The organism is Shewanella schlegeliana, assembly GCF_016765635.1.
Classification (GTDB): domain Bacteria; phylum Pseudomonadota; class Gammaproteobacteria; order Enterobacterales; family Shewanellaceae; genus Shewanella; species Shewanella schlegeliana.
Genome location: NZ_JAESVD010000002.1, coordinates 476,175 through 500,779, shown reverse-complemented (window position 1 = coordinate 500,779; position 24,605 = coordinate 476,175). Strand labels below are relative to the sequence as shown.

The 24,605-nt window shown below is 46.3% G+C and carries 21 protein-coding genes; 12 read left to right on the top strand and 9 right to left on the bottom strand.

Annotation, left to right across the window (positions count from 1 at the left end):
• The first annotated feature begins 259 nt into the window (after positions 1–259).
• From JMA39_RS05155 to JMA39_RS05145, 3 genes are all read left to right on the top strand, one after another.
• The gene (locus tag JMA39_RS05155; protein WP_202720746.1) at positions 260–2,416 is read left to right on the top strand and encodes a S46 family peptidase; all 2,157 of its coding nucleotides are present in this window, start codon (positions 260–262) and stop codon (positions 2,414–2,416) included.
• Between the two features lie 912 nt (positions 2,417–3,328).
• A complete protein-coding gene (locus tag JMA39_RS05150) occupies positions 3,329–4,285 on the top strand; it encodes a YbgA family protein (protein WP_202720745.1) in 957 nt (318 codons plus the stop codon).
• The gene (locus JMA39_RS05145) at positions 4,282–4,782 is read left to right on the top strand and encodes a hypothetical protein (RefSeq protein WP_202720744.1); all 501 of its coding nucleotides are present in this window, start codon (positions 4,282–4,284) and stop codon (positions 4,780–4,782) included. Before JMA39_RS05150 ends, JMA39_RS05145 begins: the two co-directional genes overlap by 4 nt.
• Before the next feature lie 462 nt (positions 4,783–5,244).
• Here the strand turns inward: JMA39_RS05145 and JMA39_RS05140 are convergent, their stop codons facing one another.
• The 3 genes from JMA39_RS05140 to JMA39_RS05130 all read right to left on the bottom strand — a co-directional run bounded on the left by JMA39_RS05140 (position 5,245) and on the right by JMA39_RS05130 (position 8,242).
• The gene (locus JMA39_RS05140) at positions 5,245–5,982 is read right to left on the bottom strand and encodes an RNA pseudouridine synthase (RefSeq protein WP_202720743.1); all 738 of its coding nucleotides are present in this window, start codon (positions 5,980–5,982) and stop codon (positions 5,245–5,247) included.
• A gap of 8 nt (positions 5,983–5,990) precedes the next feature.
• On the bottom strand, positions 5,991–6,707 hold the full coding sequence (locus tag JMA39_RS05135) for a DUF998 domain-containing protein (RefSeq protein ID WP_202720742.1): 717 nt from the start codon (positions 6,705–6,707) through the stop codon (positions 5,991–5,993).
• A 116-nt stretch (positions 6,708–6,823) separates the two neighbouring features.
• Positions 6,824–8,242 (bottom strand): Na+/H+ antiporter NhaC family protein, encoded by a 1,419-nt coding sequence (locus JMA39_RS05130; protein WP_237732611.1) that lies wholly within the window; start codon positions 8,240–8,242, stop codon positions 6,824–6,826.
• Positions 8,243–8,679: 437 nt separating this feature from the next.
• On the opposite strand from JMA39_RS05130, the gene JMA39_RS05125 reads away from it, so the two are divergent.
• The 4 genes from JMA39_RS05125 (at position 8,680) to JMA39_RS05110 (ending at position 14,262) form a co-directional block, all read left to right on the top strand.
• The gene (locus JMA39_RS05125) at positions 8,680–9,204 is read left to right on the top strand and encodes a DUF3087 domain-containing protein (RefSeq protein WP_202720740.1); all 525 of its coding nucleotides are present in this window, start codon (positions 8,680–8,682) and stop codon (positions 9,202–9,204) included.
• 113 nt (positions 9,205–9,317) lie between these two features.
• Positions 9,318–10,598 (top strand): O-acetylhomoserine aminocarboxypropyltransferase/cysteine synthase family protein, encoded by a 1,281-nt coding sequence (locus JMA39_RS05120; protein WP_202720739.1) that lies wholly within the window; start codon positions 9,318–9,320, stop codon positions 10,596–10,598.
• Positions 10,599–10,951: 353 nt separating this feature from the next.
• The gene (locus JMA39_RS05115) at positions 10,952–12,841 is read left to right on the top strand and encodes a GGDEF domain-containing protein (RefSeq protein WP_244999869.1); all 1,890 of its coding nucleotides are present in this window, start codon (positions 10,952–10,954) and stop codon (positions 12,839–12,841) included.
• 239 nt (positions 12,842–13,080) lie between these two features.
• Entirely contained in the window at positions 13,081–14,262 is a 1,182-nt protein-coding gene (locus JMA39_RS05110) for a porin (protein ID WP_202720738.1), read from the top strand.
• 89 nt (positions 14,263–14,351) lie between these two features.
• Here the strand turns inward: JMA39_RS05110 and JMA39_RS05105 are convergent, their stop codons facing one another.
• The 3 genes from JMA39_RS05105 to JMA39_RS05095 form a co-directional block, all read right to left on the bottom strand.
• Positions 14,352–15,062 (bottom strand): oxidative stress defense protein, encoded by a 711-nt coding sequence (locus JMA39_RS05105; protein ID WP_202720737.1) that lies wholly within the window; start codon positions 15,060–15,062, stop codon positions 14,352–14,354.
• A 98-nt stretch (positions 15,063–15,160) separates the two neighbouring features.
• Positions 15,161–15,823, bottom strand: a complete 663-nt coding sequence (gene bluB / locus JMA39_RS05100; RefSeq protein ID WP_202720736.1) for a 5,6-dimethylbenzimidazole synthase — start codon at positions 15,821–15,823, stop codon at positions 15,161–15,163.
• 92 nt (positions 15,824–15,915) lie between these two features.
• Positions 15,916–17,232, bottom strand: coding sequence for an anaerobic C4-dicarboxylate transporter (locus tag JMA39_RS05095; protein ID WP_202720735.1), 1,317 nt, complete (start codon positions 17,230–17,232; stop codon positions 15,916–15,918).
• A 335-nt stretch (positions 17,233–17,567) separates the two neighbouring features.
• On the opposite strand from JMA39_RS05095, the gene mpl reads away from it, so the two are divergent.
• The 5 genes from mpl (at position 17,568) to JMA39_RS05070 (ending at position 22,002) form a co-directional block, all read left to right on the top strand.
• Entirely contained in the window at positions 17,568–18,953 is a 1,386-nt protein-coding gene (gene mpl, locus JMA39_RS05090; protein ID WP_202720734.1) for a UDP-N-acetylmuramate:L-alanyl-gamma-D-glutamyl-meso-diaminopimelate ligase, read from the top strand.
• A gap of 6 nt (positions 18,954–18,959) precedes the next feature.
• Positions 18,960–19,613, top strand: a complete 654-nt coding sequence (locus tag JMA39_RS05085) for a flavin prenyltransferase UbiX (protein WP_202720733.1) — start codon at positions 18,960–18,962, stop codon at positions 19,611–19,613.
• Between the two features lie 7 nt (positions 19,614–19,620).
• The gene (hpt, locus tag JMA39_RS05080; RefSeq protein WP_202720732.1) at positions 19,621–20,154 is read left to right on the top strand and encodes a hypoxanthine phosphoribosyltransferase; all 534 of its coding nucleotides are present in this window, start codon (positions 19,621–19,623) and stop codon (positions 20,152–20,154) included.
• Positions 20,155–20,284: 130 nt separating this feature from the next.
• Positions 20,285–21,229: an ABC transporter ATP-binding protein gene (locus tag JMA39_RS05075; protein ID WP_202720731.1), complete on the top strand. Its 945-nt coding sequence runs from the start codon at positions 20,285–20,287 to the stop codon at positions 21,227–21,229.
• A gap of 2 nt (positions 21,230–21,231) precedes the next feature.
• A complete protein-coding gene (locus tag JMA39_RS05070; protein WP_202720828.1) occupies positions 21,232–22,002 on the top strand; it encodes an ABC transporter permease in 771 nt (256 codons plus the stop codon).
• Positions 22,003–22,115: 113 nt separating this feature from the next.
• Here the strand turns inward: JMA39_RS05070 and JMA39_RS05065 are convergent, their stop codons facing one another.
• The 3 genes from JMA39_RS05065 to panB form a co-directional block, all read right to left on the bottom strand.
• On the bottom strand, positions 22,116–22,622 hold the full coding sequence (locus JMA39_RS05065) for a DUF4124 domain-containing protein (RefSeq protein ID WP_202720730.1): 507 nt from the start codon (positions 22,620–22,622) through the stop codon (positions 22,116–22,118).
• A 256-nt stretch (positions 22,623–22,878) separates the two neighbouring features.
• On the bottom strand, positions 22,879–23,727 hold the full coding sequence (gene panC, locus JMA39_RS05060; protein ID WP_202720729.1) for a pantoate--beta-alanine ligase: 849 nt from the start codon (positions 23,725–23,727) through the stop codon (positions 22,879–22,881).
• Positions 23,728–23,800: 73 nt separating this feature from the next.
• Positions 23,801–24,595, bottom strand: coding sequence for a 3-methyl-2-oxobutanoate hydroxymethyltransferase (panB, locus tag JMA39_RS05055; protein WP_202720728.1), 795 nt, complete (start codon positions 24,593–24,595; stop codon positions 23,801–23,803).
• Positions 24,596–24,605 lie beyond the last annotated feature (10 nt).

The following is a 24,605-nucleotide window of genomic DNA, read 5'->3' as shown; positions in this document are numbered from 1 at the left end:
GGCGTTGGAGGCCTGCTCTATGCTGATGCATGCAAAGTTATAGCTTTGTAAGAGATTAATTCAGAAGCTGTTATCAACGCTGCTTCTTATGATAAAGTCGAGCACGAATATGAAAATATTGGGCTCGGCTTTTTTGCTTTTTACGGCCCAAGAATAGTACGGACTTTGCTCGATTTAGGCTAAGCCAAGCGCTATTAATTGAATATCGAGAGACAAGCAATCAACAAAAATTTTAATAAATAAAAAATGGACTTATAAAATGAAAAAATGGCTTTTGACAGCGGCTATGGCGACCTCTTTTGGCGCTCTAGCTGACGAAGGTATGTGGCAGCCTTATCAGCTTCCTGCAATGGCAGATGAGCTTAAGGCGAAAGGGTTAGAAATTGATGTTAATTCGATTTCAAAACTGACCGAATTTCCAATGAACGCCGTGATCAGCCTAGGTGGTTGTACCGCATCGTTCGTTTCTCCAAAAGGGTTAGTCGTGACTAACCATCACTGCGCTTACGGCTCAATTCAGTACAACTCAACACCTGAGAACAATCTGCTTCGTGACGGCTTCCTAGCTAAGTCATTTAGCGAAGAGTTGCCTGCAACCCCTGGCTCACGTGTCTACGTGACTGAAAGTGTCACCGATGTGACCGACAAGGTTAAAGACGGGCTTGAAAACAAAACGGGTAACGCATTTTACAAAGGCGTAGAGCAAAAAGAGAAAGGCTTAGTCGCCGAGTGTGAGAAAGAGGACGGTTACCGTTGTAAGGTATACAGCTTCCACGGCGGCTTAGAATACTACCTAGTTAAGCAGTTAGAAATTCGTGATGTGCGCCTAGTATATAACCCAGCGGCAAGCGTAGGTAAGTACGGCGGCGATGTTGATAACTGGATGTGGCCACGTCACACAGGTGACTACTCATTCTATCGCGCCTATGTATCGAAAGATGGTAAGCCAGCAGATTTCAGCAAAGATAACGTGCCATTCGAGCCAAAGAGCTTCTTGAAAGTATCGGCTAAAGGTGTCAGCGAAGGTGATTTCGTGATGGTCGCAGGTTATCCGGGGCGTACCAACCGTTACCGCACCGCTTACGAAGTCGAAAACCAGTTTGAGTGGTCGTATCCAGAAGGCAAAGTCTTGCGTGAGCGCCTAATCGAGATCATCAAAGAAACCGCGCCTGAGGGCAGCGATGAGCGCATCAAGTATGAAAGCTCAATTGCAGGCCTTGCTAACTACGCTAAAAACTTCACCTCGATGATCGAGTTTTACGGCAAATCAACCATGCTTGACGACCGTAAGGCGCTCGAGCAAAAGCTAGCTAACTGGATTAACGCCGACAGCAAGCGCAAGCAGCAATACGGTAAAGTGCTCGCGGAGCTGGATAAGCTGATTGCGAAGAGTCAGCAAGATCAAGAGCGAGATCTGCTACTAGGCTACATGGGCTACAGCACCATGATGAGCACGGCAAATCGCTTATATCGTCTCGCCAATGAAAAAGCCCTGCCAGACATGGAGCGTGAGCCAGGTTACCAAGACCGTGATATGACTCGCTTTACCTCGGGCATGGAGCGTATCGAACGCCGTTATGCTGCCAGTGTTGATAAAGCCATGCTAGCGGACTTAATTACTCGCTACGCAGCGCTACCGAAAGAGCAGCGCCTACCGGCGTTTGATAAAGCCTTTGGGATCACCGATAACTTCGATGCGGCTAAGCTAAACAAGACACTTGATAAGATGTACGCCAACACCTCGCTTTCTGATAAAGAAGTGCGCCTAGCGTGGATGGAGAAGTCTGTTGCTGAGTTCAACAAGTCAAAAGATCCTTTCATCCAGTACGCGGTAGCGACCTATGATGAAAACATGAAGCGTGAAAAAGAGAAAAAGCAGTTAGCGGGTGAGCTAATGAAGGTACGTCCTATGTATATGGATGCCATCATCGCCTATAACCGCGAGCAAGGTAAGCCTGTTTACGCCGATGCCAACTCAAGCCTACGTGTGACAGTGGGTCATGTGAAAGGTTACTCACCTGAAGACGGTCTTTACGCTGAGCCGTTTACTCGTTTAGAGGGTATTTTGGCGAAAGACACGGGTGTTGAACCGTTTAACGCTCCGGCTAAAGAGCTAGAGCTTATCGCCAACAAGCAGTACGGTGATTACTATGTGAAGTCTCTGGACTCAGTACCAGTTAACTTCCTATCAACGCTGGATACCACAGGTGGTAACTCTGGTTCACCCACTTTGAATGGTCGCGCCGAATTAGTTGGCCTGCTGTTTGACGGTGTGTACGAGAGCATTATCGGTGACTGGGGTTACGATACCGAGACTAACCGTTCTATCCAAGTGGATAGCCGTTATATGCTTTGGGTCATGAAGTACCTAGATAATGCCGATAACCTGTTAGAAGAGATGGAAATTGTGCATTAACCTTATAGACCAAGGTTAGATAGGTCTTTTGGATGCAAAAGCCGAAACATGAAAGTGTTTCGGCTTTTTTGATCTTTGGTGGGTTGAGTTTCATGCTCAAACTCGCTGAATGATACGTTTAAGTAATCAAGCTGGGCTTGAGCTTTAATCGCTATCAATCGCCTGCAGCGGGCGGATGTGCAGACACTTCTGCGAGACGCTGCAAGTACAATCTCTGTAAGCTCTGCGATGACATCCATGTCATCGAAGCCCGCAGCCGTATCTACACGGGGTGGTTGGTGAACTCATTTATCATGGGATAACAGGCAAGCAAAGTCGTGGGATTCCAGCTCACACTCGGGCAAGAAGGGGAAAAAGAGTCAACAGCTAAGCCCTCTTGACTATTTTATTTATAAAGAGTCCCAGCCGCCCCGACGAAGTTACATGCATTAGATACGGACCTCATGCTTATGGATAAATCGCTAACGCTTCCGATGGGGCATCTGATGTGAATGGATTCACAAATGCCGTGATGGCAGGATGCCAAGGAACGGCCTGCCCCGCGAAAGCTATGCCCACGTCCGTGTGGGCATTACGACTATTTCTTCAACGTACTTCGGCAACTCCGATGGGGAACTGGTGTTTCCTGTGAGTTTTGTAGAAAGTTTACTCTGACCCGACTTATTAGGCGTAGCCTGATAAAAGGAGTAAGTTTATTAGACGAAGTCTAACGTCTAACTCAAGTGAGACTTGCTCAAATCAATCATTGGTGCCTATGCTAAATGAAATGGCGAAGATGAAAGTTTAGCTAGGTTACAACTGCTGATATTCGCTGGGCTGCGCTGTATTGAGTTGTTGAATGTTAGTCAGCGGCTGAGAGCAATATCAGTTGGTACTTTGACTGTATCTAAGTTTTTAATATCAAGGTTATTTATGGACAAGCCTCACTATTCAAAAATCAAAATTGGTGTTAGCAGCTGTTTGCTTGGGGAAAACGTTCGCTTTGACTCTGGTCATAAAAAGAATTCGTATATTACTGGTGTATTAACAGAGTTCTTCGAGTTTTTACCATTTTGCCCAGAGGTTAAAATCGGCCTTGGGATCCCACGTGAGCCGGTGCGTTTGGTTCTACAAGACGGGAGCGTTTATTGTAAAGGAACCAAAAATAGTGAATTGGATGTCACTGAGAAACTTAGCACTGTTGCTGAGCAGCAAAAAAAATGGCATGAAAGTCTATGCGGTTACATAGTCAAGAAGGACTCGCCAAGCTGTGGTATGGAGCGTGTAAAACTATATAGTAATGAAATGCCTAGTCGCAAAGGTGTTGGTATTTACACTAAGCGACTGATTGAAAACTTCCCCAATTTACCCGTTGAGGAGGAGGGGCGCTTGGAAGACGCTAAGCTAAGAGAAAACTTTATTCAACGTGTCTATGTTTTTTCTCGCTGGCAAGATATGCAGAGTCAGGAAGTCACTATCTCTGCCTTGCAAAGTTTTCATGCTAGGCATAAATACATTTTTATGAGTCATGACCAAACACAGGCTAAGGAGCTTGGTTCTATGTTGGCTGACATTGGAGACACTACACCAATCGACTTGGCTGAGCGATACCTTACAAAAATGATGTGTCTATTAAAGGTTATAGCGACGAGATCCAATCACGTCAATACCTTACATCATATACAGGGATATCTTAAAAACCACTTGGACACCGAAGATAAAGCAGAGCTAGTGTCGGTTATTCATGACTACAAAAATGGGTTATTGCCTCTTATTGTCCCTGTAACCTTGTTGCGCCATCATTTCAGAAAACACCCTAATGATTATATAGAACGATCTCATTATATGGCTCCTCACCCTGGGGAGCTAATGTTGCTCAATAATATATGAAGAAAATCCTTGTAAATGATAAATTTCAGAAAGGCTATGAATATCAACTTGTTGAGCCCGTTGGGGAGAACTTTGCCGCGGATTTTAGGCCAGAGCTGACACCCTGTGAAATGTTAAACTTGGGTGTGTTTGGCGGAAAATACTTGAATGATTGTCAGAATGAATTCCCTGAAAGCTGGTTTATCCACGCCAAATTAAGCAACGCAGGAAAGGATGTGAGCCTAAACTATTTCAATGCAGACGCTTCACAGTCGTTGAGCGAATGGGTAAAAAAGGGCTGGATTCACCCTCAGGATCCCCGTGGTTGGTTCCAATGGTATTGCCGATATTACATGGGGCGAAGAACTGACGATGACGCGCGCCAAATCAAAAGGTGGAAAGCATTCAGGCGTCATGAGTCAGCTGTAAAAAAGCATTGTGAACGATACAATTTCAGCTGCAGAAAAAAGCAGAGGCAGGCTCTTTTACATTGGGCATATGATTCACGAAAATATTAGGCAGCCTTTCGATAAGTGGTCAGAGTAAACTTTCTGAATTGATGCCTAGAACTGAATGAATACCTCTCTCTAGCCTTAGCCATAAACTAATAGTTAGTTGGTTATATTGGGTATACAGAAAACACCCATTCCCCATCGAAGTTGCCGAAGTACGTTGGAATAAATCGCGTGATGTCGACAGGGATGTCGGCGTAGCTTTCGCGGGGCAGGATGCCCCATCGGAAGCGTTAGTGATTTATCCATAAGTATGAGGCCCGTATCTAATGCATGTAACTTCGTAGGGGTGGCAGGGGAGATCCAAGAGGGGGTTGCTGTAGACCCCTTCTTGGCCGTGTGTGAGCTGGAAGCTTACGACTTTAGTTGTTAGACGCAGTCTAACTTAAAGGTCAGGCGTAGCCTGATTGCCTACAACAGAACTTGTTAGACGAAGTCTAACTTAATCCCCTAGCCGCTAAGGCTAAATCAATCAGCGCAGCTTTCTGGGCAAGCAACAGAAGCTAACAACTCCGTTAGCTCAGCGGAAGATAAAGGTCTCATAGACCCTTCTGCCAAATCCCCAAGTTGCAAACTCTGAATCGACACCCGTTTAAGGTCGATAACCTTAAACCCCAACGCCTGAGACATACGCCGTATTTGACGATTCAGCCCTTGAGTCAAGGTGATCTGATACTTATCAGCAGCTAAACGCTGCATGATACAAGGCAAGGTGGTGACATCCTTATAGCTTACCCCCGCAGCCATATTTGCCAAAAAAGTATCATCAAAAGCACGGTCGACCTGCACATGGTAGGTCTTAGCATGACCAAAATTTGGGTGCATTAGCTTATGGGTCAGTTCGCCATCGTTGGTTAAGATCAATAAGCCCCGGCTGTCTTTATCGAGACGGCCGATGGGGTAGAGTCGTGGTGACTCTGGCAAAAGGTGTATCAAGCTGTTTGGCAGATGAGCGAGCAAGCGGCTGTCGGTGCCGACCGCTTTATTAAATAGCCAATAGGCCTTGGCTTCGACAGGTTGAACGGCTTCATCGTTAACATAGATCTGCTCAGCGCTGCGTAGCCCTTCAGGAGTCTCGATAAGGGTCACGCTGTCGATATGATTGGCTAAGCGATCATCGATGCGAACGTGACCGTCTCTTATTAAACGAGTCGCGGCGCGGCGGGAACAGCAGCCGGTTAAGGCAAGGTATTTTGCGAGTCTCATGGTTTGTATTACGATTTACCAGCTAAGTAGCTTTGTGACAGGGCCAGATAGCTTTTAATGGCTATATTACGGATATTCCATGCAAACGAGAGGCACCACAGCATGACAATATTCGTCAACAGCCACATGGTGATAGCTACCAAACAATAGGGTTGTTTGTAGTTGTGACTCTCACAGGGATTAAAGTCCAAGGTGCGCCAGTTTAACTGAAATATCAGTACCGATGCTGCAATAAAACCTAAAACACTGAAAAAGAATACTGGCCAGCCACATATAGAGTGGTGATTAAACTTGTCGCTGATACAGAGGAAAAACATCATCACGGTGCCGATAAGGTAACAGGTAGAAACGATTCGATGCAGCTCAAGATAATTGGTCGGAAACACACCCATTAAGATCACAGCTAGGCCGACCCAGGCTCCAGCAAAGGATAGGTAATGACTAAAGTTACCTAGCTTTAACAGATAGAGGCCCAGCATGGATAGCATGATGCACACTCCTGCTACCATCAGCGAGATATTATAAACAAAAGCAAAGGGGGTATAGGTATAGTCACCGAGCAGATCGGGACGGGTGTTGAGTACTTCAAGGCCTATGTTTTGAAACTCGAACCAGACGGATGTGGATACCCCTGCTGCAGCGATGAGTGCGCCAATGAAAATACTGAGTACCACTAGGCGGTGAAGATCGTACTGCATTGACTGGTGCTGTATTTGGTCGTCCATATTGGTCCATTTGGGGTGTTTTTGTTAGCGTGAGCCACAAAAAAAGGAGTACATATCCATGTACTCCTCTATCGATTCGAATATGTTCAGGTAGAACTATTCTATAAGTTGCCTGATTATTTGCGTTTACGCAAGCAGACTATCGCGATTGCCACTACACCTAAGATCATGCAGTACCACGCGTGAGTCACAACATCGAGTGGAGACAGGCTAAAGGTTGAAGCAACTAAGAGTGCCTGTGCGCCGTATGGGAGCAGACCCTGAACGATACAAGAGAAGATGTCCAAAATACTGGCCGCACGCTTTGGTGTGACGCCGTGTTTCTGGGCTAACTCTTTGGCGATATCACCAGTAACCACAATCGATACCGTGTTGTTTGCTACACAAGTATTGGTTGCCGCCACAATACCCGCCATTCCAAGCTCTGATGCTCGGCACGAGGCTTCACCTTTTGCCTTTGAAAAACGGGCAATTAGCTTTTCAATCTTCTGGTTAACAAAGGCTAGACCACCTTGCTGCTGCATTAGCGCCGCTAGACCACCGACTAACATCGACAGGATAAAGATCTCCTGCATGCTGCCAAAGCCTGCGTAGATATCTTGGCCGAACTGAATGATGCCGTAATCCATGGTGGCGATGCCAGTAATACCGGCTAATAGAATGCCAATGGTCAACACGACGAATACGTTAAGGCCCGCTACCGCTAAAAATAGAATCGTTAGGTAAGGGATGACCTTGATGAAGTCGACATCTTGTGCTGCAACTTCAGCCTGCCCTTGGCCCGCTAGGGTAAATAGCACTAGGGTGATGATAGAGGCTGGAATAGCGAAAATCAGGTTTTCTTTAAACTTGTCTTTCATATGACAGCCCTGAGTACGGGTCGCCGCAATCGTGGTGTCAGAGATGATAGATAGGTTGTCACCAAATAGTGCGCCTGAAATTACCGCGCCAGCCATAATCGCTAAATCAATTTGTGCTTCATTGGCAACGCCCAGTGCAATTGGTGCTACTGCAGCGATGGTGCCCATAGAGGTGCCCATGGCCGTTGCGATAAAGGCTGCAATCACAAAGAAACCAGGTAACAGTAAGTTCGAAGGCACCAGTGATAACCCTAGAGCGACTGTGGCATCGACACCGCCAGTGGCTTTTGCTACAGCGGCAAAGGCGCCTGCTAGCAAATAGATCATACACATGGCGATGATATTTGAGTGGCCAATTCCCCCTAAGAAGGTTTCGATTGACTGGTTAAGCTTCTGCTTTGAGATCAGAATAGCGAAAACAATAGCAGGTAGAATCGCCACTACGCTCGGTAGCTGATAGAAAGCAAAGTCTACACCTTGGCTTTGAAAGTAAACGCCAGCACCGATAAAAAGTGCTAGGAACAGAAATAGTGGCGTCAGGGCTAAAAACGATGGTGCAGAGCTTGCTGCAGCATTTTGGGCATTATTGGAAGTCGTCAATGTTATCTCTCTTATCTTAAACCTGTCTTCGAACCATTGTTCCCATTGCCCTCCTAGCTGGAACACACTACTCATCAGCCTGGGCTAATTCATAGAATGGTACATCTCAATGGTTGAGAGGATATGAGATCGAAAGACGTCTGTCAATTTAGACGTCTAGATGTTTTTACTGCTAATGGCGACTTTGGCAAAAGTTGTGAACTCGGTTGGGTTAGTTATCGCTATTTAAGTCAATTCTTAATTAATGGGTTAAGTTGCCTACATTGGCGGTGAAACACAAACCTTTTCACTTTTGGGGTTGCAACAATCAGTTCATAAGTTAGCCGGGGAGAAGGGACAATAAGTAAATGTAACGAAAATTCATTTAGGCTTTAACTTTCAATGCTAAGCTGTAGTACATAATCGGCACCGCGATCGCGCTAGCGTGCTTAGTGAGAATATACTTACATGAGAGTGCGCTTTTTAAGAGCGCTAAGTCATTGTGTAAAATTAAATAATAAAAGAGACGAATCATGCAGTTGATGGATATTGATAAGCAGACTTACCGTAAGAATACCAACTTAGTGATTATGGGCTTTGTGGCGAGTTTGGCTATATTGGCGTTAGTCTACGGCGGTGTGTTGATCCACTTTTTCGGCGCAACCGAGACGGTTAGCGGCGAGTCTACAGGTAACTTCCACTTGAATCTAATAGGTGTCATCCTCGCGATGCTCACTTGTGGAGCTGTACTCAATACCCAAAAGCAGAAGCCCTTTATGCGTGAGGTGTATTATGTTTGGCGCTTAAAGCAGCTACATAATCAGATCTACCGCAAACTGACTAAGATCAAACAGGCCGCCGACAACGAAGAGGTGAACGCCTTTATTATCTTGAGCTTCTACTTTGCTAGTCTAAAACAGGTCTACACCCTAGATGACAATACACTGACGATATCCACGGTCGACAAGGATCTTATGCAGCTAAACGACAAGATAGCGGCGCTGGGCTTAACCATCACACCGGATCTGTTTGAACCCGAGATGCTGGATCAGATCTAAGTTTGGTTAACCATTTTTATCGGCCATCGAGAGAGTGATAAATATTTTATTTAGACTTCTAGATGGCTAGCTGTTATGTTGCTATTTCAATCAATGAAATAGGATATGACGCGATGAAACTCGAATCTTTAGCGCTGCACCATGGATATAAATCGGAATCGACCACTAAGGCTGCAGCCGTTCCTATTTATCAGACCACCTCCTATACCTTTGATGACACTCAGCACGGCGCCGATCTATTTGATCTGAAAGTGCCGGGTAATATCTATACTCGCATCATGAACCCGACCACTGATGTGCTCGAACAGCGCCTTGCGGCGATAGAGGGCGGCATAGGAGCCTTGGCGCTGGCCTCTGGCATGGCAGCGATCACCTATGCTATTCAGGCGCTCACTCAAGTGGGCGATAATATCGTTAGTACCAGCCAGCTCTATGGCGGCACCTATAATCTGTTTGCCCATACGTTGCCGCGCCAAGGTGTTGAAGTACGTATGGCGGCATTCGATGATTTTGAGCAGCTCGATGCCCTGATTGATGACAACACGAAGGCGCTATTTTGTGAGTCCATCGGTAACCCTGCGGGTAATATTGTCGATCTGCAGCGCCTAGCTGAAATAGCCCATAAACATGGCGTGCCATTAATTGTTGATAACACGGTGGCGACCCCGGTGCTGTGTAAGCCGTTTGACCATGGCGCCGATATCGTTATTCATTCATTGACCAAATATATTGGCGGCCACGGCACGACTATCGGTGGAGTGATTATCGATAGTGGTAAGTTCGACTGGGCGGCGCAGCCAAAACGCTTCGCACTGCTCAATGAGCCGGATCCCTCTTATCATGGTGTGGTTTATACCCAAGCCTTTGGGCCTGCCGCCTTTATCGGCCGCTGCCGCGTAGTGCCACTGCGTAATACTGGCGCGGCCTTATCGCCCCAAAGCGCCTTCCTGCTGCTACAAGGTTTAGAGACATTGGCCCTACGCATGGAGCGCCATTGCGATAATGCCTTAGCCCTAGCTAAGTATCTCGAAACGCACCCTAAGGTAAGCTGGGTTAACTACGGCGCACTGGAAAACAGTCCTTTCCAAGATAACTGTCATAAGATCACTTCAGGCAAGGCGTCAGGGATCATTAGCTTCGGTATAAAAGCCGATGATGGCAAGGTTGCTGGTGGTCGTTTTATCGATGGGTTACAGATGATACTGCGCTTGGTCAATATCGGCGATGCTAAGTCACTAGCCTGTCATCCAGCATCGACCACTCATAGACAGTTGGATGCCAATGAGCTTGCTAAGGCTGGGGTATCGGAAGACTTAGTGCGAATTTCGGTGGGGATAGAGCATATCGATGATATCATTAGTGATGTCGCCCAGGCGCTGGAAAAAGCCGTTTAAGATTCACTAAGCTTATACGATGCAGGCAAACCGATAACTTAGTTTGCCTGCATTTGCTCTTTGCTCGTCCTAGCCTTATCCTGTTTTACCTAGAACCTAGAACCTAGAACCTAGAACCTAGAACCTAGAACCTAGAACCTAGAACCTAGAACCTAGAACCTAGAACCTAGAACCTTCTCTTAAACCCTTTGCTTTTCCGTCTTAGTTTTTATCGGCTCTTATTCGGTCTTTCCCGTCTTAGCCTGTAGCGTCTTGGCTTTGCCTAGAACCTAGAACCTTCTGTTAACTCTATAAATATACTATTTCGCTGTGTTAAGCTGCGTGACGTTTATTGTAAATAATTTGGACTTTAGGTGTACATTGCAAAAAAGTGGCTAAACAGAGCAGGCCTATACATGGTGGCAAGTTTTGCTGCTGTGGCGAGCTTATGGGCACAGGCCGTCGAGCCACTTCAGCAGCTAGAACAGCAACTTTCTGAAATACCCGCGGCTCAGGCTTTGATATTACTGGATGAGTTTCAACTCGAACCAGACAGTGCCAGCGGTTATGACAAAGCCAAGTTACACTTCCTATACGGCATGCAGTACCAACGCGGGCGCCAGCTTGAGCAAGCGATTGCTAGCTATGATAAGGCGATCGCTCTGATTAAATCTCTAGCGGTATCAGATCTCCTGATTGATACTTATCTGGAGCGATCCTTTGTACTCTACTTAACGACGAATGATCCTGAGGCCTACTGCGGTGATAGAGACAAGGCGCTGACACTGGCTAGATTGCATGGTAATAAGCAGTTATTGGCTAAGAGCTTAACTCAGAAAGCGTTTTGCTATAACAAGGTGACTAACGTTCATCAAGGGATCGCCTTGTTAGATGAAGCCATGTTGTTGATCGATACCGAAGCCATTACAGATTACAACCGCAAGGCGATGATCTATAACGCCACAGGCTCCCTCTATCGCACCGTGGGTCTGCATAAGCGCGGATATGTCAATTTCAATAAAGCCTATCAAACTTGGAGCGAGATAGACGATACCCAAGACATGTTTAATATGCTGCATAATATGATTAGTGAAGCAGTTAAACTGGGGGACTGGGACAAGGCTCGCGGCAATATTGCCCAGCAGTTTTCCTTGGCACTGTCGGCGCCAGAGTTTATCGACTTTCGTTTTTTTGCCCACCTTAATGCTGGTCGAGTCGAGCTGGCAACTCATAATTACGCTGAGGCCATCGAGCACTTAAAGCAAGCTATCTTGTTAAAAGAGACCACTCGTGAGCAGTACTTTGTCACTGGAAGTTATCTGTTTTTGGCTAAGGCATATTTGCGAACCGGTGAAGTGGAAAAGGCGGCGGAGATGGCGCGTACCTTTAAGAAAAACAACCAGTTTCCTAAGAATATGACCAGTATGGCGTTAACCGCAAATGCCATCATAGCCCTAGATGAGCAGCAATACCTGAGCGCGATATACGCTTTATTAGAGGTGATAGATGAGGAGCGGGAAAAGCATAAGCAGATTATCGATAATGAGGTGATCGATTCGGCGCTAGAGCATAATGCTAAGCTGGCCGAATTTGAGAATCAGTTATTGGCTAATCAACTGGCTATCAACGAGTTGAGCTTGGCGGCAGTGAAGGATAAAGAGCGGATCTACGATCTTAGGCTGAGTATCTTCTTCTTAGTCGCCATCGTTCTGGTGATCGCCATCCTGTTTCTATGGCACTCCCGTAAGACCTTTAAGCATAGTGCTCAAACTGACTTCTTAACTGGCATTGCCAACCGCGGCCATACTTTTAAACTAGGCCAGAGGATGCTCGACAGGGCGATTAAGAAGCAGCGATCCTTAGCGGTGATCATCTTCGATATCGATAACTTTAAGTCTATTAATGATCGTTATGGCCACCATGTGGGTGATTTGGCGATAAAAGCGGTGGCAAGACGCGCAGAGCGATGGCTTAGAGATTGTGATTTGATTGGCAGAATCGGTGGTGAAGAGTTTTTGATTGTACTGCCCGATGTCACTGAGGCGGAGGCGATGGAAATCTCTGAACGGTTGCGAGAGGGGATCGCGACCCAGCCATTCCAGTTCGATGAGCAGGTGATCGAGCTGACAGTAAGCCTTGGTCTAGCCCCATTTAAGATGTCTCAAACCAGTTTGACGGAGCTGATTAATCAAGCGGACAGGGGGCTGTATAAGGCCAAATTCTCAGGTAAGAACCGAGTCTACTTTGTTGAGCAGTTTGCTTAAATATCCTTTCTACTGCCCAGTCAGTTCTGGGCAGCTTTTCATTTTATCCAGCATTATTTTCCACTATAGCGCCATGCTATAAGCTGAATAACTGGGTTTCAAACTTGTATTAAGTCATTTGTTTGCTATGTTTTTTATTTAGCGAGAGCTGAAGTTTGTTCGTGCCTGAGCGCGATACGATATCAGCTAGGATGCTCGTTGAATGGATTGATAAATTGATAACCAAGGTTGGAGATCCCATGAAAAAAGCGCTAGCAATATTCCCCCTTGCCACAATGGTTTTAATGCCATCGGCTTTTGCTGTTGAAATCTATAAGGATGATAAAAACTCCATAGGAATTGGCGGCTATATTGATGCTCGTATTATTGATACCCAAGGCCAAACTCAAGTCGTAAACGGTAGCTCTAGAGTCAATATTGGCTTTACCCGTGAGATGTCTGATGATTGGAAGGCTTTTACCAAGCTAGAGTGGGGGGTAAACCCCTTTGGTGACACTAGCTTGTCATACAGCAGTGAGAGTTTCTTTGAGACAACCACAGATAACTTTCTGAGCAACCGTTTAGGTTATGTTGGTGTTAGTCATGACAAGTTAGGCTCTCTCGCAATAGGTAAACAGTGGGGCGCGTGGTATGACGTTGTTTACAATACTAACTATGGCTTTGTATGGGATGGTAATGCATCTGGTACATACACTTATCAAGGAGATGGTTCGTTTAATGGTACAGGCCGTGCCGATAAAGCGGTGCAGTACCGTAATAGCTTCGGTATGTTTAGTTTTGCGCTGCAGGTGCAATTAAAAGATGATTCTTTCGATGTTATAGAACCGGTAGACCAAGCTGCTGCAATGGTAACGGCTCCAACAACAGTGACTCATGTAGAGTATAACTATACCTATGGTGCGGGTCTTACACTAGATGCAACCGATAGGCTAACATTCACCGCGGGTGCTAACTTTGGTGAATTTAAAGCGAGAGCTTCTAATGGTTCACGACTGACCGAAACTGATTATGTTTATGGTGGTGGTGTTACTTGGGGGGCATGGGATGACCAAGGGTTTTATGCGGCTCTAAATGCTAACCAACAGGAATACCATGATACAGATAATCTTGGACGTATGATCCCGGATGCAACCGGTCTCGAGTCACTCTTCTCCTATCTATTTGAAGGTGATTTTAAGGTTTTCCTCTCATATAACATTTTAAAGGCTGGTGATGAGTATGAAGCCGCCTATAACGGCGATATTTTTGAGCGTGAATCACTCGTTGCTGGTGGTCACTATATATGGAATAACAGTGTTATTTTCTACCTTGAAGGGCGTAAAGATTTAAGTAACTTTGACAGCACCAATAAAGCGCAAGAAGAGCTGATGGGTAAGCCTGAGGATGATGGCGTAGCGATAGGTGTTCGTTTTATTATTTAGGCTAACTTGATATTTAATATTAAAGGCTTACCAAGTTTCTATAGCTGCTTGATAAGCCTTTTTTGTTACTTTTTTTGATTAGCCTAAGATTATTTCAAACGATAGGTCACTTCGACTCTATCTTGGATGGTTACCTGACCCTGCTGGTAACTTGGGCCTGCATCGAACCCCTTTGCCTCAGAGTTCATTCTTAGCATAACAGGTTGAATAGGACGCTGTTCAAAGTAGCTGATCTGCCAAACACCATCGAGCTCTTCACCAAAGCCTTCGGCCAGCATCTTGGCTTTTTGCTGGGCATCTTTTATCGCGGCCATTCTTGCTTGCTCAACATACTGCGCTTCCTTACTGGATTTAAGCGCGATATTGTTGATGCGATTCATGCCCTGCTCAAGCGCCGAATCGAGGATATCGTTAAGCTCGGCCAGTTTTAGCACCGTTACCTTGATGCGGCGATTCGCGCTATAACCGATAAGCTGATTAGGCTTGTTCTTTTCGTATTGGTATTGCGGCTGTAGGCTGATATTAGCACTTTGGATAAGCTCTCTATCGACGCCAGCCTTTTCAAGGCGGGCTAAAAAACTGGCAACGGCTTTATCGGACTCTGTTTTTGCCTCTTTGGCTGTCTTGGCTCTTACCACGACCTCGACATTCACCTCTGCCATGTCGGCTTTAACGCTAATTTCACTGCTGCCTACCGTATTCAGGCTAGGAAAATCGAGATCGGCAGCCTGAGCCGTGGCGACCATGCTAGTCGAAGCGATAAAGCCTGAGATAAGTGCGGCGATAATTGATGATTTCATAATGACTCCAAAAATTGAAAGCAAATAAGGATTGATTAGGTAACTTGATAGTTATAAACGTAGTCACTTTTGAAAAGGGTTTTATTTTTTTTATTATTTTATTTTTCCTGATTAGTCGAGTCAAAGCGCTCTTTAATTATCACCTCACTCATGGTTTTTTGCTTTTCCCACCCAAGGGCTTTTAACTCGGGTTCGGCCAGAAAATCTTCTACATAACCGATGCAGAGGTAGCCAATCAGTTCGGCATCTTGAGGGGCGTTGAGGATCTTTTTCACTGACTCAGGATCGATAATACTGACCCAGCCTACTCCAATATTGAGTGAACGAGCCATCAACCATAGATTTTGAATCGCGCAGACAACGCTGAATCGGCCCATGTCGGCCATGCTGGTCTGTCCGAGAACAGGTTTCGCTTGTGGTTGATAAAAAACTGCTAAATTAACTGGGGCTTCCAAGATCCCCTCAAGTTTCAAGTTTTGATATAGCCGCTGTTTTTCACCACTAAACTGTTCTGCTCCTACGGCATTTTCTTTAATAAAAGAGTGATGCACCTGCTGTTTAACGCCATCTTCGCGGATCACAACAAACTGCCAAGGTTGAGAGTAGCCAACAGAAGGGGCATTTATGGCCGCCTCAAGTAGCTTGTCTAAAGTGTTGTCATCGATGGGGCTTGATAGAAATCGTGTACCTCTTACATCGCGTCTCAGACGAATAATTTCGGCGAGTAATAGGCTATCATTTTCAGAAAACTGGTGGCTCATAGGGCTCTCACAAGTGAACAAGCTAATAAAAAGGCGCCACTATGGGCGCCTAGACTGTATTTTGTTCTTAAAGCAGTTAGCTTATGCTGACGCTAGTTAATCATCATAGAGATGAAGTAACCAATGACGGTCGCAGTTATAACGCCGATAAAGCCCGGCATGATAAAGCTGTGGTTGACGATGTATTTGCCAATATGGGTAGTCCCAGTTCTGTCAAAGCTGATGGCTGCCAGGTCACTTGGGTAGAACGGGAAGAAGAAATAGGCGTAACACGCAGGTAAGACACCGATAAGCACAGGGGCTGGAATACCTAAAGAGAAACCCAATGGCAACATGATAGTTAAGGTCGCTGCCTGGCTCTTTAAAAATACCGAGGCAGTAAACATGGCGATAGCAAATGACCATGGATGGGCATGAACGATGTCGCTGACAGACTCGATTAAGTAGCTCTTGTGGTGGGCAATGATAGTGTCACTAAGCCATGCGATACCGAAGATGATGATCACCGCCGTCATCCCCGCGATAAAAACGTTGCTGTGAACAATTTTCTTCGGATCAATCTTGGTCGCTAGTAAAATCACTGCGCCAACCGATAGCATCATAAACTGGATTGCTACCGACATTTTAACGCCTTCAGGTAGTAGTTGATCGCTAAACATCGCCAGAGCGATAACGGACAATATACCCAATAGGAAAATGCTTAAACCCTTCTTGGCGGTGCTTTCGTTGTGATTCGAGTCACTAGACTCCACTTCACTATCTAGCAGGCTATTTCTAAACTCTTCATCCTGCAACCGCGCTTGGAACTCTGGGTCTTTATCGAGATCTTTACCGCGCTTAAGGCTCCAAGTGGCTGCGACTAACACACCGATTAATGTCGATGGAATGGTTACCAGTAATACATCCACCAAACTGATATCGAGATTATTCTCCATTGAGGTGGCAATCACCACGGCGGCCGCAGCAGCGATTGGACTGGCGGTAATACCCATCTGTGAGGCAACCGTTGCAATGGCAAGCGGGCGCTCGGGGCGAATGCCTTTCTTGTAGGCAACATCATAGATAACGGGGAGTAGTGGATAAACCGAGTGACCCGTACCCACTAATACCGTCAGTGAGTAAGTACAAAGCGGGCCAAGAAACACAATTTGACTCGGGTGTTTACGCAGCAGCTTTTCGGCGTAACGCACCAGTAATTTAAGACCGCCAGTGGCCTCTAAGGTTGCCGATGCTGCGACTACCGCCAGAATAATCAACATCACGTTGATTGGCGGTGTGCCAGGTGCTATGCCAAATGCAAACGCTAATATCGATACCCCTAAACCACCGAGCAGACCAAAGGCCACACCACCGTGGCGGATCCCCACAAAGATAACGGTTAACAGCAAGAGCATATGTATAAAAAACATAGCGGGTTCCTTTAAGAATCGGTCGTAATTATGAGTAGCTTAATCGCTGTGAGCACTGAGGCTGTCTATTGCAACGGCCTGTTACGCGCTGTTATACCGTATGTGACCGATTGCTTAAATAGCAGGGCTTCAGCAAGGTGATTGCACGCATTGATTTGATCAACTTTTTACAGAAAGTGTGAACTAAAACTGATGTCATCACGCTTGTCTCAGCGCTTGGCGACGGGGAAAAGGCAAGGTTATTGCAATCGTGTCGATTTAAACGCGAGTTAACTGACAAAGCTTGCCGCAATTGGGTAGAATGAGGCAGATTTTTCATTCACTAGAGTGATGGTATGCACGTACATATTTTAGGAATTTGTGGCACTTTCATGGGCGGCTTAGCCTTGTTGGCTAGAGCAGAAGGGCACAAGGTCACTGGTAGCGATGCCAACGTTTATCCTCCTATGAGCACACAGCTTGAAGAGCAAGGCATCGAGCTTATCCAAGGTTTCGACCCATCTCAACTTGGGACTAATGAAGATGATGCGCCAGATCTGGTGGTGATTGGCAATGCCATGAGTCGGGGGAATCCTTGTGTCGAGGCGGTATTAAACCGTGGCCTTAAGTACACTTCTGGTCCGCAATTTCTTGCCGAGCATATTTTACCTCAGCGTTGGGTGCTGGCAGTATCGGGTACCCATGGTAAGACATCGACATCGAGCATGTTGGCGTGGATTTTAGAAGACTGCGGCTATGAGCCGGGGTTCTTGATCGGTGGTGTACCACAAAACTTCGGCGTATCGGCCCGCCTCGGCGGCTCACCTTTCTTCGTGGTAGAAGCCGATGAGTATGACAGCGCGTTTTTCGATAAGCGTTCTAAGTTCGTTCATTACCAGCCGCGCACCTTAGTGATTAATAACTTAGAGTTCGATCATGCGGATATTTTTGACGATCTAAAAGCTATTCAACGCCAGTTTAACCATGTCATCCGTACGGTTCCGGGTGAAGGCAAGATAATCTGGCCTGCAGACGTTAAGAGTGTGCAGCAGGTGATAGAGATGGGCTGCTGGAGTGAGCAAGAAACCTATCATTTAGCCGCAAACAAGCAGGGCTGGTATGCGGTGAACCTAACTGAAGATGGGCATAAATTTGAGGTGTTCTTCGATGGTGAGTCCCAAGGCATTCTCGACTGGCAGTTAATCGGTCAGCACAATATCGAAAATGCTGTGATGGCGATAGCGGCGGCAAGACACGTAGGCGTTAAACCTGATGCGGCAATCGCAGCCTTGACTCAGTTTGCCCCACCAAAGCGTCGCATGGAGCTGCTGGCTGAGATAGATGGTATCGAAGTTTTTGATGACTTTGCTCATCATCCGACGGCGATTACAACCTCGCTTAAAGGGATGCGTGCCCGTGTTGGTGATGGCAAGATCACCGTGATTTTAGAGCCTAGATCTAACACCATGAAGAGCGGTGTGCATAAAGATACCTTGGCCAGCTCGTTAGAGTTGGCCAGCAACGCGTTTCTCTATCAGGCGGGCAATATCGATTGGGATATCGCCTCGGCGATGGGATCAGCCTCTATCCCGGTTAAGGTCTTATTTGAGATTGACGATATCGTTGAGCAAGTCGCGGCTCAAGCTCAGAGCACAGATACTATTATTGTTATGAGTAACGGCGGCTTTGGTGGCTTACATCAAAAGCTACTGGCAAAGCTTCGCAGTAAAACAGGTAAATAAATAGCTATGAGCGTGACATACCGTAAAGCAGAAAAATCTATCAGTTTGGCATGGACTGGCGCATCAGGAGCTCCCTATGGTCTAAGACTGCTGGAGTGTTTATTGAAGAGTGATTATCAGGTGTTCTTGATGATCTCTTCTGCCGCTCGGGTGGTATTGGCAACAGAGCAAGGACTGCAGCTCAGCGCGAATGCCGATAAAGCAAGATCCCAATTATTAGCCCAGTTTGGTGAGGTGGACGGAGAGCTGATTGTCTTGGGCAAGGAGGAGTGGTTTTCTCCACCTGCATCTGGCTCGGCCGCACCTAAGCAGATGGTGATCTGCCCCTGCAGCACCGGCACTTTAGCGGCGGTAGCAACAGGAATGAGTAATAATTTACTCGAAAGAGCTGCGGATGTGGTAATAAAAGAGCGCGGCCAATTAATCTTGGTTCCGCGAGAAACTCCCTTTAGTGCCATACACTTAGAACATATGTTGTCACTATCTAAGCTCGGGGTGACCATCATGCCCGCCGCACCAGGCTTTTATCATAATCCCAAATCGGTTGAAGATCTGGTAGACTTCATGGTCGCTCGAGTTCTAGACCATCTGGGCGTTAACCATGCACTAACGAATCGTTGGGGTTATGACAAGCATAACGTTAGCGACATCGACTATTGAGAGTTATATGAAACACACCACTGAAGTGATGATCACTGCTGAAGAGATCGATCAAAAATTGGATATTTTGGCTGAGCAGATCAATGCCCATTATGCCGACAGCGACCGCCTATTGATGGTCGGTCTACTGAAAGGTTCTGTTGTCTTTATGGCAGATCTTTGTCGACGCATTAAGGGACATGTTGAGATCGATTTTATGTCGGTATCAAGCTATGGCAACGAAATGACGAGCAGCCGTGACGTAAAAATCCTTAAAGACGTACAGTCTGAAATTCAGGGGCGTGACGTATTGATCGTTGAAGATCTTATTGACTCAGGCAATACCTTGAACAAGGTACGCGAAATACTCATGATTCGTGAGCCAAAGAGCCTTGCGCTTTGTACGCTACTGGACAAGCCAGAGCGCCGAGAAGTTGACGTACCTGTTGATTTTATTGGCTTTACTATCCCTGACGAGTTTATCGTTGGCTATGGTATCGACTATGCGGAGCAGTATCGTAATCTGCCGTATATCGCTAAAGTTGTGCCACTAGAAGACTAAATTTCAGCCCTAATGTCAGCGCTGGAAGTGTTAAATGAACGCGGAGCGCTGTTATTAGGGATGTGATTAGATGACTGACTCCCGCAATTGCGGGAGTTTTTATTTATTTTTCAGATGGATTGAAATAACCATGGCAAATTCTCAAGCCGCCCTCGTTATCGACTCTCTAAAAAAAACCTATAAGGGCGGAGTCGAAGCAGTTAAGGGGATCAGCTTAACCGTTAATAAAGGGGATTTCTTTGCCCTTTTAGGACCCAATGGCGCAGGTAAATCGACTACGATTGGCGTCATCAGCTCACTGGTACAGAAGAGTTCGGGCAAGGTCACTGTGTTTGAACATGACTTAGATACAGAGCTTGAGTTGGCGAAGCTGTGTATCGGGCTTGTGCCACAGGAGTTTAATTTCAATCAATTTGAAACCGTGCAGCAGATTGTGGTTAACCAGGCTGGCTACTACGGCGTTAAGCGCGATGTCGCATTACAGCGCGCCGAGAAGTACCTAAGTCAACTCGACTTATGGGAAAAACGTAATAGTGCTGCTCGTGAACTCTCAGGCGGCATGAAGCGCCGCTTGATGATTGCCCGTGCGCTGATGCACGAGCCAAAGTTGCTTATTCTCGATGAACCAACCGCTGGTGTCGATATTGAGCTGCGCCGCTCGATGTGGAGCTTCCTGACCGAGCTAAACGCTCAGGGAGTGACGATTATTCTGACCACCCACTATTTAGAAGAAGCGGAAATGCTATGCCGCAATATCGGTATCATCGACAAAGGTGTGCTGGTGGAGTGTACGAGCATGAAATCTTTGCTAAGCCGCTTGAATATGGAAACCTTTATTCTTGATCTGAAGAATGACCTCAATTCAGCCCCTGAGCTGAGTGGTGTGCAGTGTCGCTTGAACGATAGCCATACACTAGAGGTGGATGTTGCCAAGGAGCAGGGCTTAAATAGCGTGTTCCTACAGCTTAGTGAATTAGGTATTCAGGTGTTATCGATGCGTAACAAGGCAAACCGTTTGGAAGAGCTATTTGTTGAGTTAGTCGAGAAAGGTAAACATGGCGGAGATGTGAAATGAATATGAAGGCGCTGTATTTCACAGCTTTTAAAAGTATCCTAACCAAAGAGATCAACCGTTTTACCCGTATTTGGGTGCAGACCTTGGTGCCGCCAGCGATCTCTATGACTTTGTATTTCTTAATCTTCGGTAACTTAGTCGGTAAGCGTATCGGTGAAATGGGCGGCGTCTCTTACATGGAGTTTATCGCCCCGGGTCTGATCATGATGTCAGTGATTACCAGCTCCTACTCGAATGTGGCCTCGTCATTCTTCAGTGCCAAGTTTCAGCGTAACCTTGAAGAGTTGATCGTGGCACCCGTGCCTCATTATGTGATTATTGCAGGCTATGTTGGCGGCGGTGTCGCGCGCGGCCTATGTGTAGGCACGATTGTTACCCTAGTGGCGATGTTCTTCGTCAATATCACTTTGCATCATGTGGGATTAGTGGCGCTAACAGTACTGCTTACGGCAATTCTGTTCGCCTTGGGCGGCCTGATTAATGCGGTATTTGCCAAGAGTTATGATGATATCAGTATCGTGCCGACCTTTGTGCTGACGCCACTGACCTATCTTGGTGGCGTGTTTTACTCCTTGTCTCTACTTCCGGAGTTTTGGCAGGGCGTGTCGGCATTAAATCCTGTGGTCTATATGATTAACGTATTTCGCTATGGGTTCTTGGGCTATGCCGATATGAGTGTGCCTTTATCGATTGGTATCATGGTGGCTTTCTGTGCCGCTCTTTGGAGTGTCGCTTACTATCTGATCTCTCGTGGCATCGGCCTGAGAAGTTAAGCTAGAGCACACACTCTTGAGCGAAAAAAGCCAGCAGTTTATCTGCTGGCTTTTTGCTTTATTACTCTTGCTAGGAAAACCGATTGCAGATAACGGGGCTTAGATAACGGGGCTTAGTTGACCTCTGCTGTCTCTTGCTCTATCTGCTGTTTTCTTACATTAAGCAACGCTATGGTATCGGTGTTAACTTTTACAAGTTGATCAAAATGTTGATTCATCTCTTCGACTGACGATTGGTACTCAGGATCCGTTGGCTCTTTCTTCTGCCAATAGCGGTTGCGCTCAAGTTTTTGTAGTTCACTGGCTCTGAGGATCTCGTAATAACTGTTCTCTTGGCGAAGACGGTATGCCTCGCTGTCTAATAGCTGCAGTAAGCGTGCTTTAGAAATTGTACTTTTATTTAGTAGAGCCTGTAGGGGGTCTTGAGTCTTAATACGCTTATCAGAGTCGGTTTCGGTAGTAATGCCGTACTGATATTCAATCTTGTGCTGACGAAATTCTTTTGGGCAGGAGTGTTGGCTAAAGACGATCTTGTCATCTTTGATACACTTAAAAATGCTATTTGCCTGTGCGGCACTAGATAGCATAAGACAGACAATGGTAAAAATAACTTTCGCCATCCGGCTAAATATCCTTATCGAGCTTGGTGCTTAGTTAGATCCTGAAAAGCCTATGTTTACAGTGGTAACACTGCATTTGCTTAACAAAAGAGTTAATAATTTAACAATAGGCCATACTATGGCGTAACTTGGATCATAACGCCAGTATTTTGAGAGACGATGAATACTTGTTTGTGTAAGTGTAGGCGGGGGCATTTGATACAAAAACGGCTTAAAACTGAGTTTTAAGCCGTTTATCAGTTTTGCTACTTGCCTCTTAAGCCAGCTTGACGACAAGGTTATCGATAAGTCGAGTGGAGCCCATATAGGCCGCCACTAAAATCACTAACTCCGTGTCTTCGCCATTAGCGACGGCAAAGTTATTCGCATTTCTAACATCGAGGTAGTCGTTTCTAAAGCCGACGTCTTCTAGCTCTATTTGCCCTTGAGCAATAACGGCTTCGATGCTTTGAGCTGTTTTAAGTGAACAGGCCATCTTATCTAGGGTGCGCTTTATCTGTGCGGCCTGAGCTTTCTGCTCGGCGCTGAGATAACCGTTGCGTGAACTCATAGCAAGGCCTGAGTCTTCACGGATAGTTTCAACGCCAACGATTTCAATCGGCAGAGAAAGGTCATCGACCATGGTGCGGATCACTAATAGCTGCTGAAAGTCTTTCTGACCAAACAGGGCGATGTCAGGTTGCACGATATTAAACAGCTTACAGACGATGGTGGCTACGCCTCTAAAGTGTCCTGGGCGACTCGCACCGCAAAGCACATCAGAGATCCCTGGCACCTCGACAAAGGTCTGTGCATCCATCCCCTTAGGGTAGATGATTTCCGGTGTCGGTGTGAACAGCAGCTCGGCGCCCGCTTCAATGAGTGCTGCTTGATCGTCGGCTAAGGTTCTAGGGTAAGCATCGAGATCTTCGTTTTGGCCAAACTGCATCGGGTTAACAAAAATCGAGGTGACCACGTGGTCCGCTCGTGTCTTTGCTTCTTTAACTAAGGTGATGTGACCTAAGTGCAAGTTGCCCATAGTAGGAACAAATGCAACGGTTTCGCCCTTCTGTTTCCATGCTTTTACTTGGGCACGGATATCGGCGATAGATTGAGTCGTGATCATGGTTTTACTGCTCTGGTACGCAATTTAAAGAATGGCTCTCACCCCATAGGCTGAGAGCGAATGATTAGACTGGTTAGTTAAATGTATGCTCGTCACCAGGGAAAACACCCTCGGCAACTTCATCAATATAGGCACGAACTGCTGCGCGAATTTCGCCAGTCTGCTTGAGGTAGTTTTTAGAGAAGCGTGGAATATAACCACTAGAGATCCCAAGTACGTCATGCATCACTAGGATTTGGCCATCAGTGTCTTTACCCGCGCCGATACCAATAACAGGAATCGTTAACGCTTCGGTAATGGTTTTAGCCAGAGAAGCGGGAATGCATTCTAGAACCAATAGCTGGGCGCCAGCGCCTTCTAGGGCTTTGGCTTCGTCAAGAATACGCTGAGCGTTATCAGCGTCACGACCCTGAACTTTAAATCCACCGAATACATGTACAGACTGTGGTGTTAGCCCTAGGTGGGCGCACACTGGGATGCCGCGCTCGGTGAGCATAGCAACGCTCTCGAGTAACCATTTTCCGCCCTCAACCTTAACCATGCTAGCACCGGCTTGCATCAGCTTAGTGGCGTTGGTCATGGTTTGCTCTGGTGTGGCATAGCTCATAAATGGCATATCAGCGATAAGCAGAGAGCGCTCAATACCACGACGGACGCAACGAGTGTGATAAGCAATATCTTCAACAGTTACTGGTAAGGTGTCGCTATGTCCTTGCAATACCATTCCCATTGAATCACCGATCAATAGCACATCTATCCCTTCACTATCGAACGCACCAGCAAAGCTAGCGTCGTAGGCAGTTAATGCGGTGAACTTCTTACCTTCTTGCTTGAAGGTACGCAGTGTAGAACTTGTAATTTTGGACATAATGGTAACT

What these genes read in the sequence shown, in the direction of transcription:
- JMA39_RS05085 (WP_202720733.1), top strand. Translation starts at nt 18,960, where the DNA reads ATGAGCGTGACATACCGTAAAGCAGAAAAATCTATCAGTTTGGCATGG.
- JMA39_RS05110 (WP_202720738.1), top strand. Translation starts at nt 13,081, where the DNA reads ATGAAAAAAGCGCTAGCAATATTCCCCCTTGCCACAATGGTTTTAATG.
- JMA39_RS05140 (WP_202720743.1), bottom strand. Translation starts at nt 5,982, where the DNA reads ATGAGACTCGCAAAATACCTTGCCTTAACCGGCTGCTGTTCCCGCCGC.
- JMA39_RS05135 (WP_202720742.1), bottom strand. Translation starts at nt 6,707, where the DNA reads ATGGACGACCAAATACAGCACCAGTCAATGCAGTACGATCTTCACCGC.
- JMA39_RS05070 (WP_202720828.1), top strand. Translation starts at nt 21,232, where the DNA reads ATGAAGGCGCTGTATTTCACAGCTTTTAAAAGTATCCTAACCAAAGAG.
- JMA39_RS05075 (WP_202720731.1), top strand. Translation starts at nt 20,285, where the DNA reads ATGGCAAATTCTCAAGCCGCCCTCGTTATCGACTCTCTAAAAAAAACC.
- mpl (WP_202720734.1), top strand. Translation starts at nt 17,568, where the DNA reads ATGCACGTACATATTTTAGGAATTTGTGGCACTTTCATGGGCGGCTTA.
- JMA39_RS05130 (WP_237732611.1), bottom strand. Translation starts at nt 8,242, where the DNA reads ATGAGTAGTGTGTTCCAGCTAGGAGGGCAATGGGAACAATGGTTCGAA.
- hpt (WP_202720732.1), top strand. Translation starts at nt 19,621, where the DNA reads ATGAAACACACCACTGAAGTGATGATCACTGCTGAAGAGATCGATCAA.
- JMA39_RS05105 (WP_202720737.1), bottom strand. Translation starts at nt 15,062, where the DNA reads ATGAAATCATCAATTATCGCCGCACTTATCTCAGGCTTTATCGCTTCG.
- panB (WP_202720728.1), bottom strand. Translation starts at nt 24,595, where the DNA reads ATGTCCAAAATTACAAGTTCTACACTGCGTACCTTCAAGCAAGAAGGT.
- JMA39_RS05095 (WP_202720735.1), bottom strand. Translation starts at nt 17,232, where the DNA reads ATGTTTTTTATACATATGCTCTTGCTGTTAACCGTTATCTTTGTGGGG.
- JMA39_RS05145 (WP_202720744.1), top strand. Translation starts at nt 4,282, where the DNA reads ATGAAGAAAATCCTTGTAAATGATAAATTTCAGAAAGGCTATGAATAT.
- JMA39_RS05125 (WP_202720740.1), top strand. Translation starts at nt 8,680, where the DNA reads ATGCAGTTGATGGATATTGATAAGCAGACTTACCGTAAGAATACCAAC.
- JMA39_RS05065 (WP_202720730.1), bottom strand. Translation starts at nt 22,622, where the DNA reads ATGGCGAAAGTTATTTTTACCATTGTCTGTCTTATGCTATCTAGTGCC.
- JMA39_RS05150 (WP_202720745.1), top strand. Translation starts at nt 3,329, where the DNA reads ATGGACAAGCCTCACTATTCAAAAATCAAAATTGGTGTTAGCAGCTGT.
- JMA39_RS05155 (WP_202720746.1), top strand. Translation starts at nt 260, where the DNA reads ATGAAAAAATGGCTTTTGACAGCGGCTATGGCGACCTCTTTTGGCGCT.
- JMA39_RS05120 (WP_202720739.1), top strand. Translation starts at nt 9,318, where the DNA reads ATGAAACTCGAATCTTTAGCGCTGCACCATGGATATAAATCGGAATCG.
- bluB (WP_202720736.1), bottom strand. Translation starts at nt 15,823, where the DNA reads ATGAGCCACCAGTTTTCTGAAAATGATAGCCTATTACTCGCCGAAATT.
- panC (WP_202720729.1), bottom strand. Translation starts at nt 23,727, where the DNA reads ATGATCACGACTCAATCTATCGCCGATATCCGTGCCCAAGTAAAAGCA.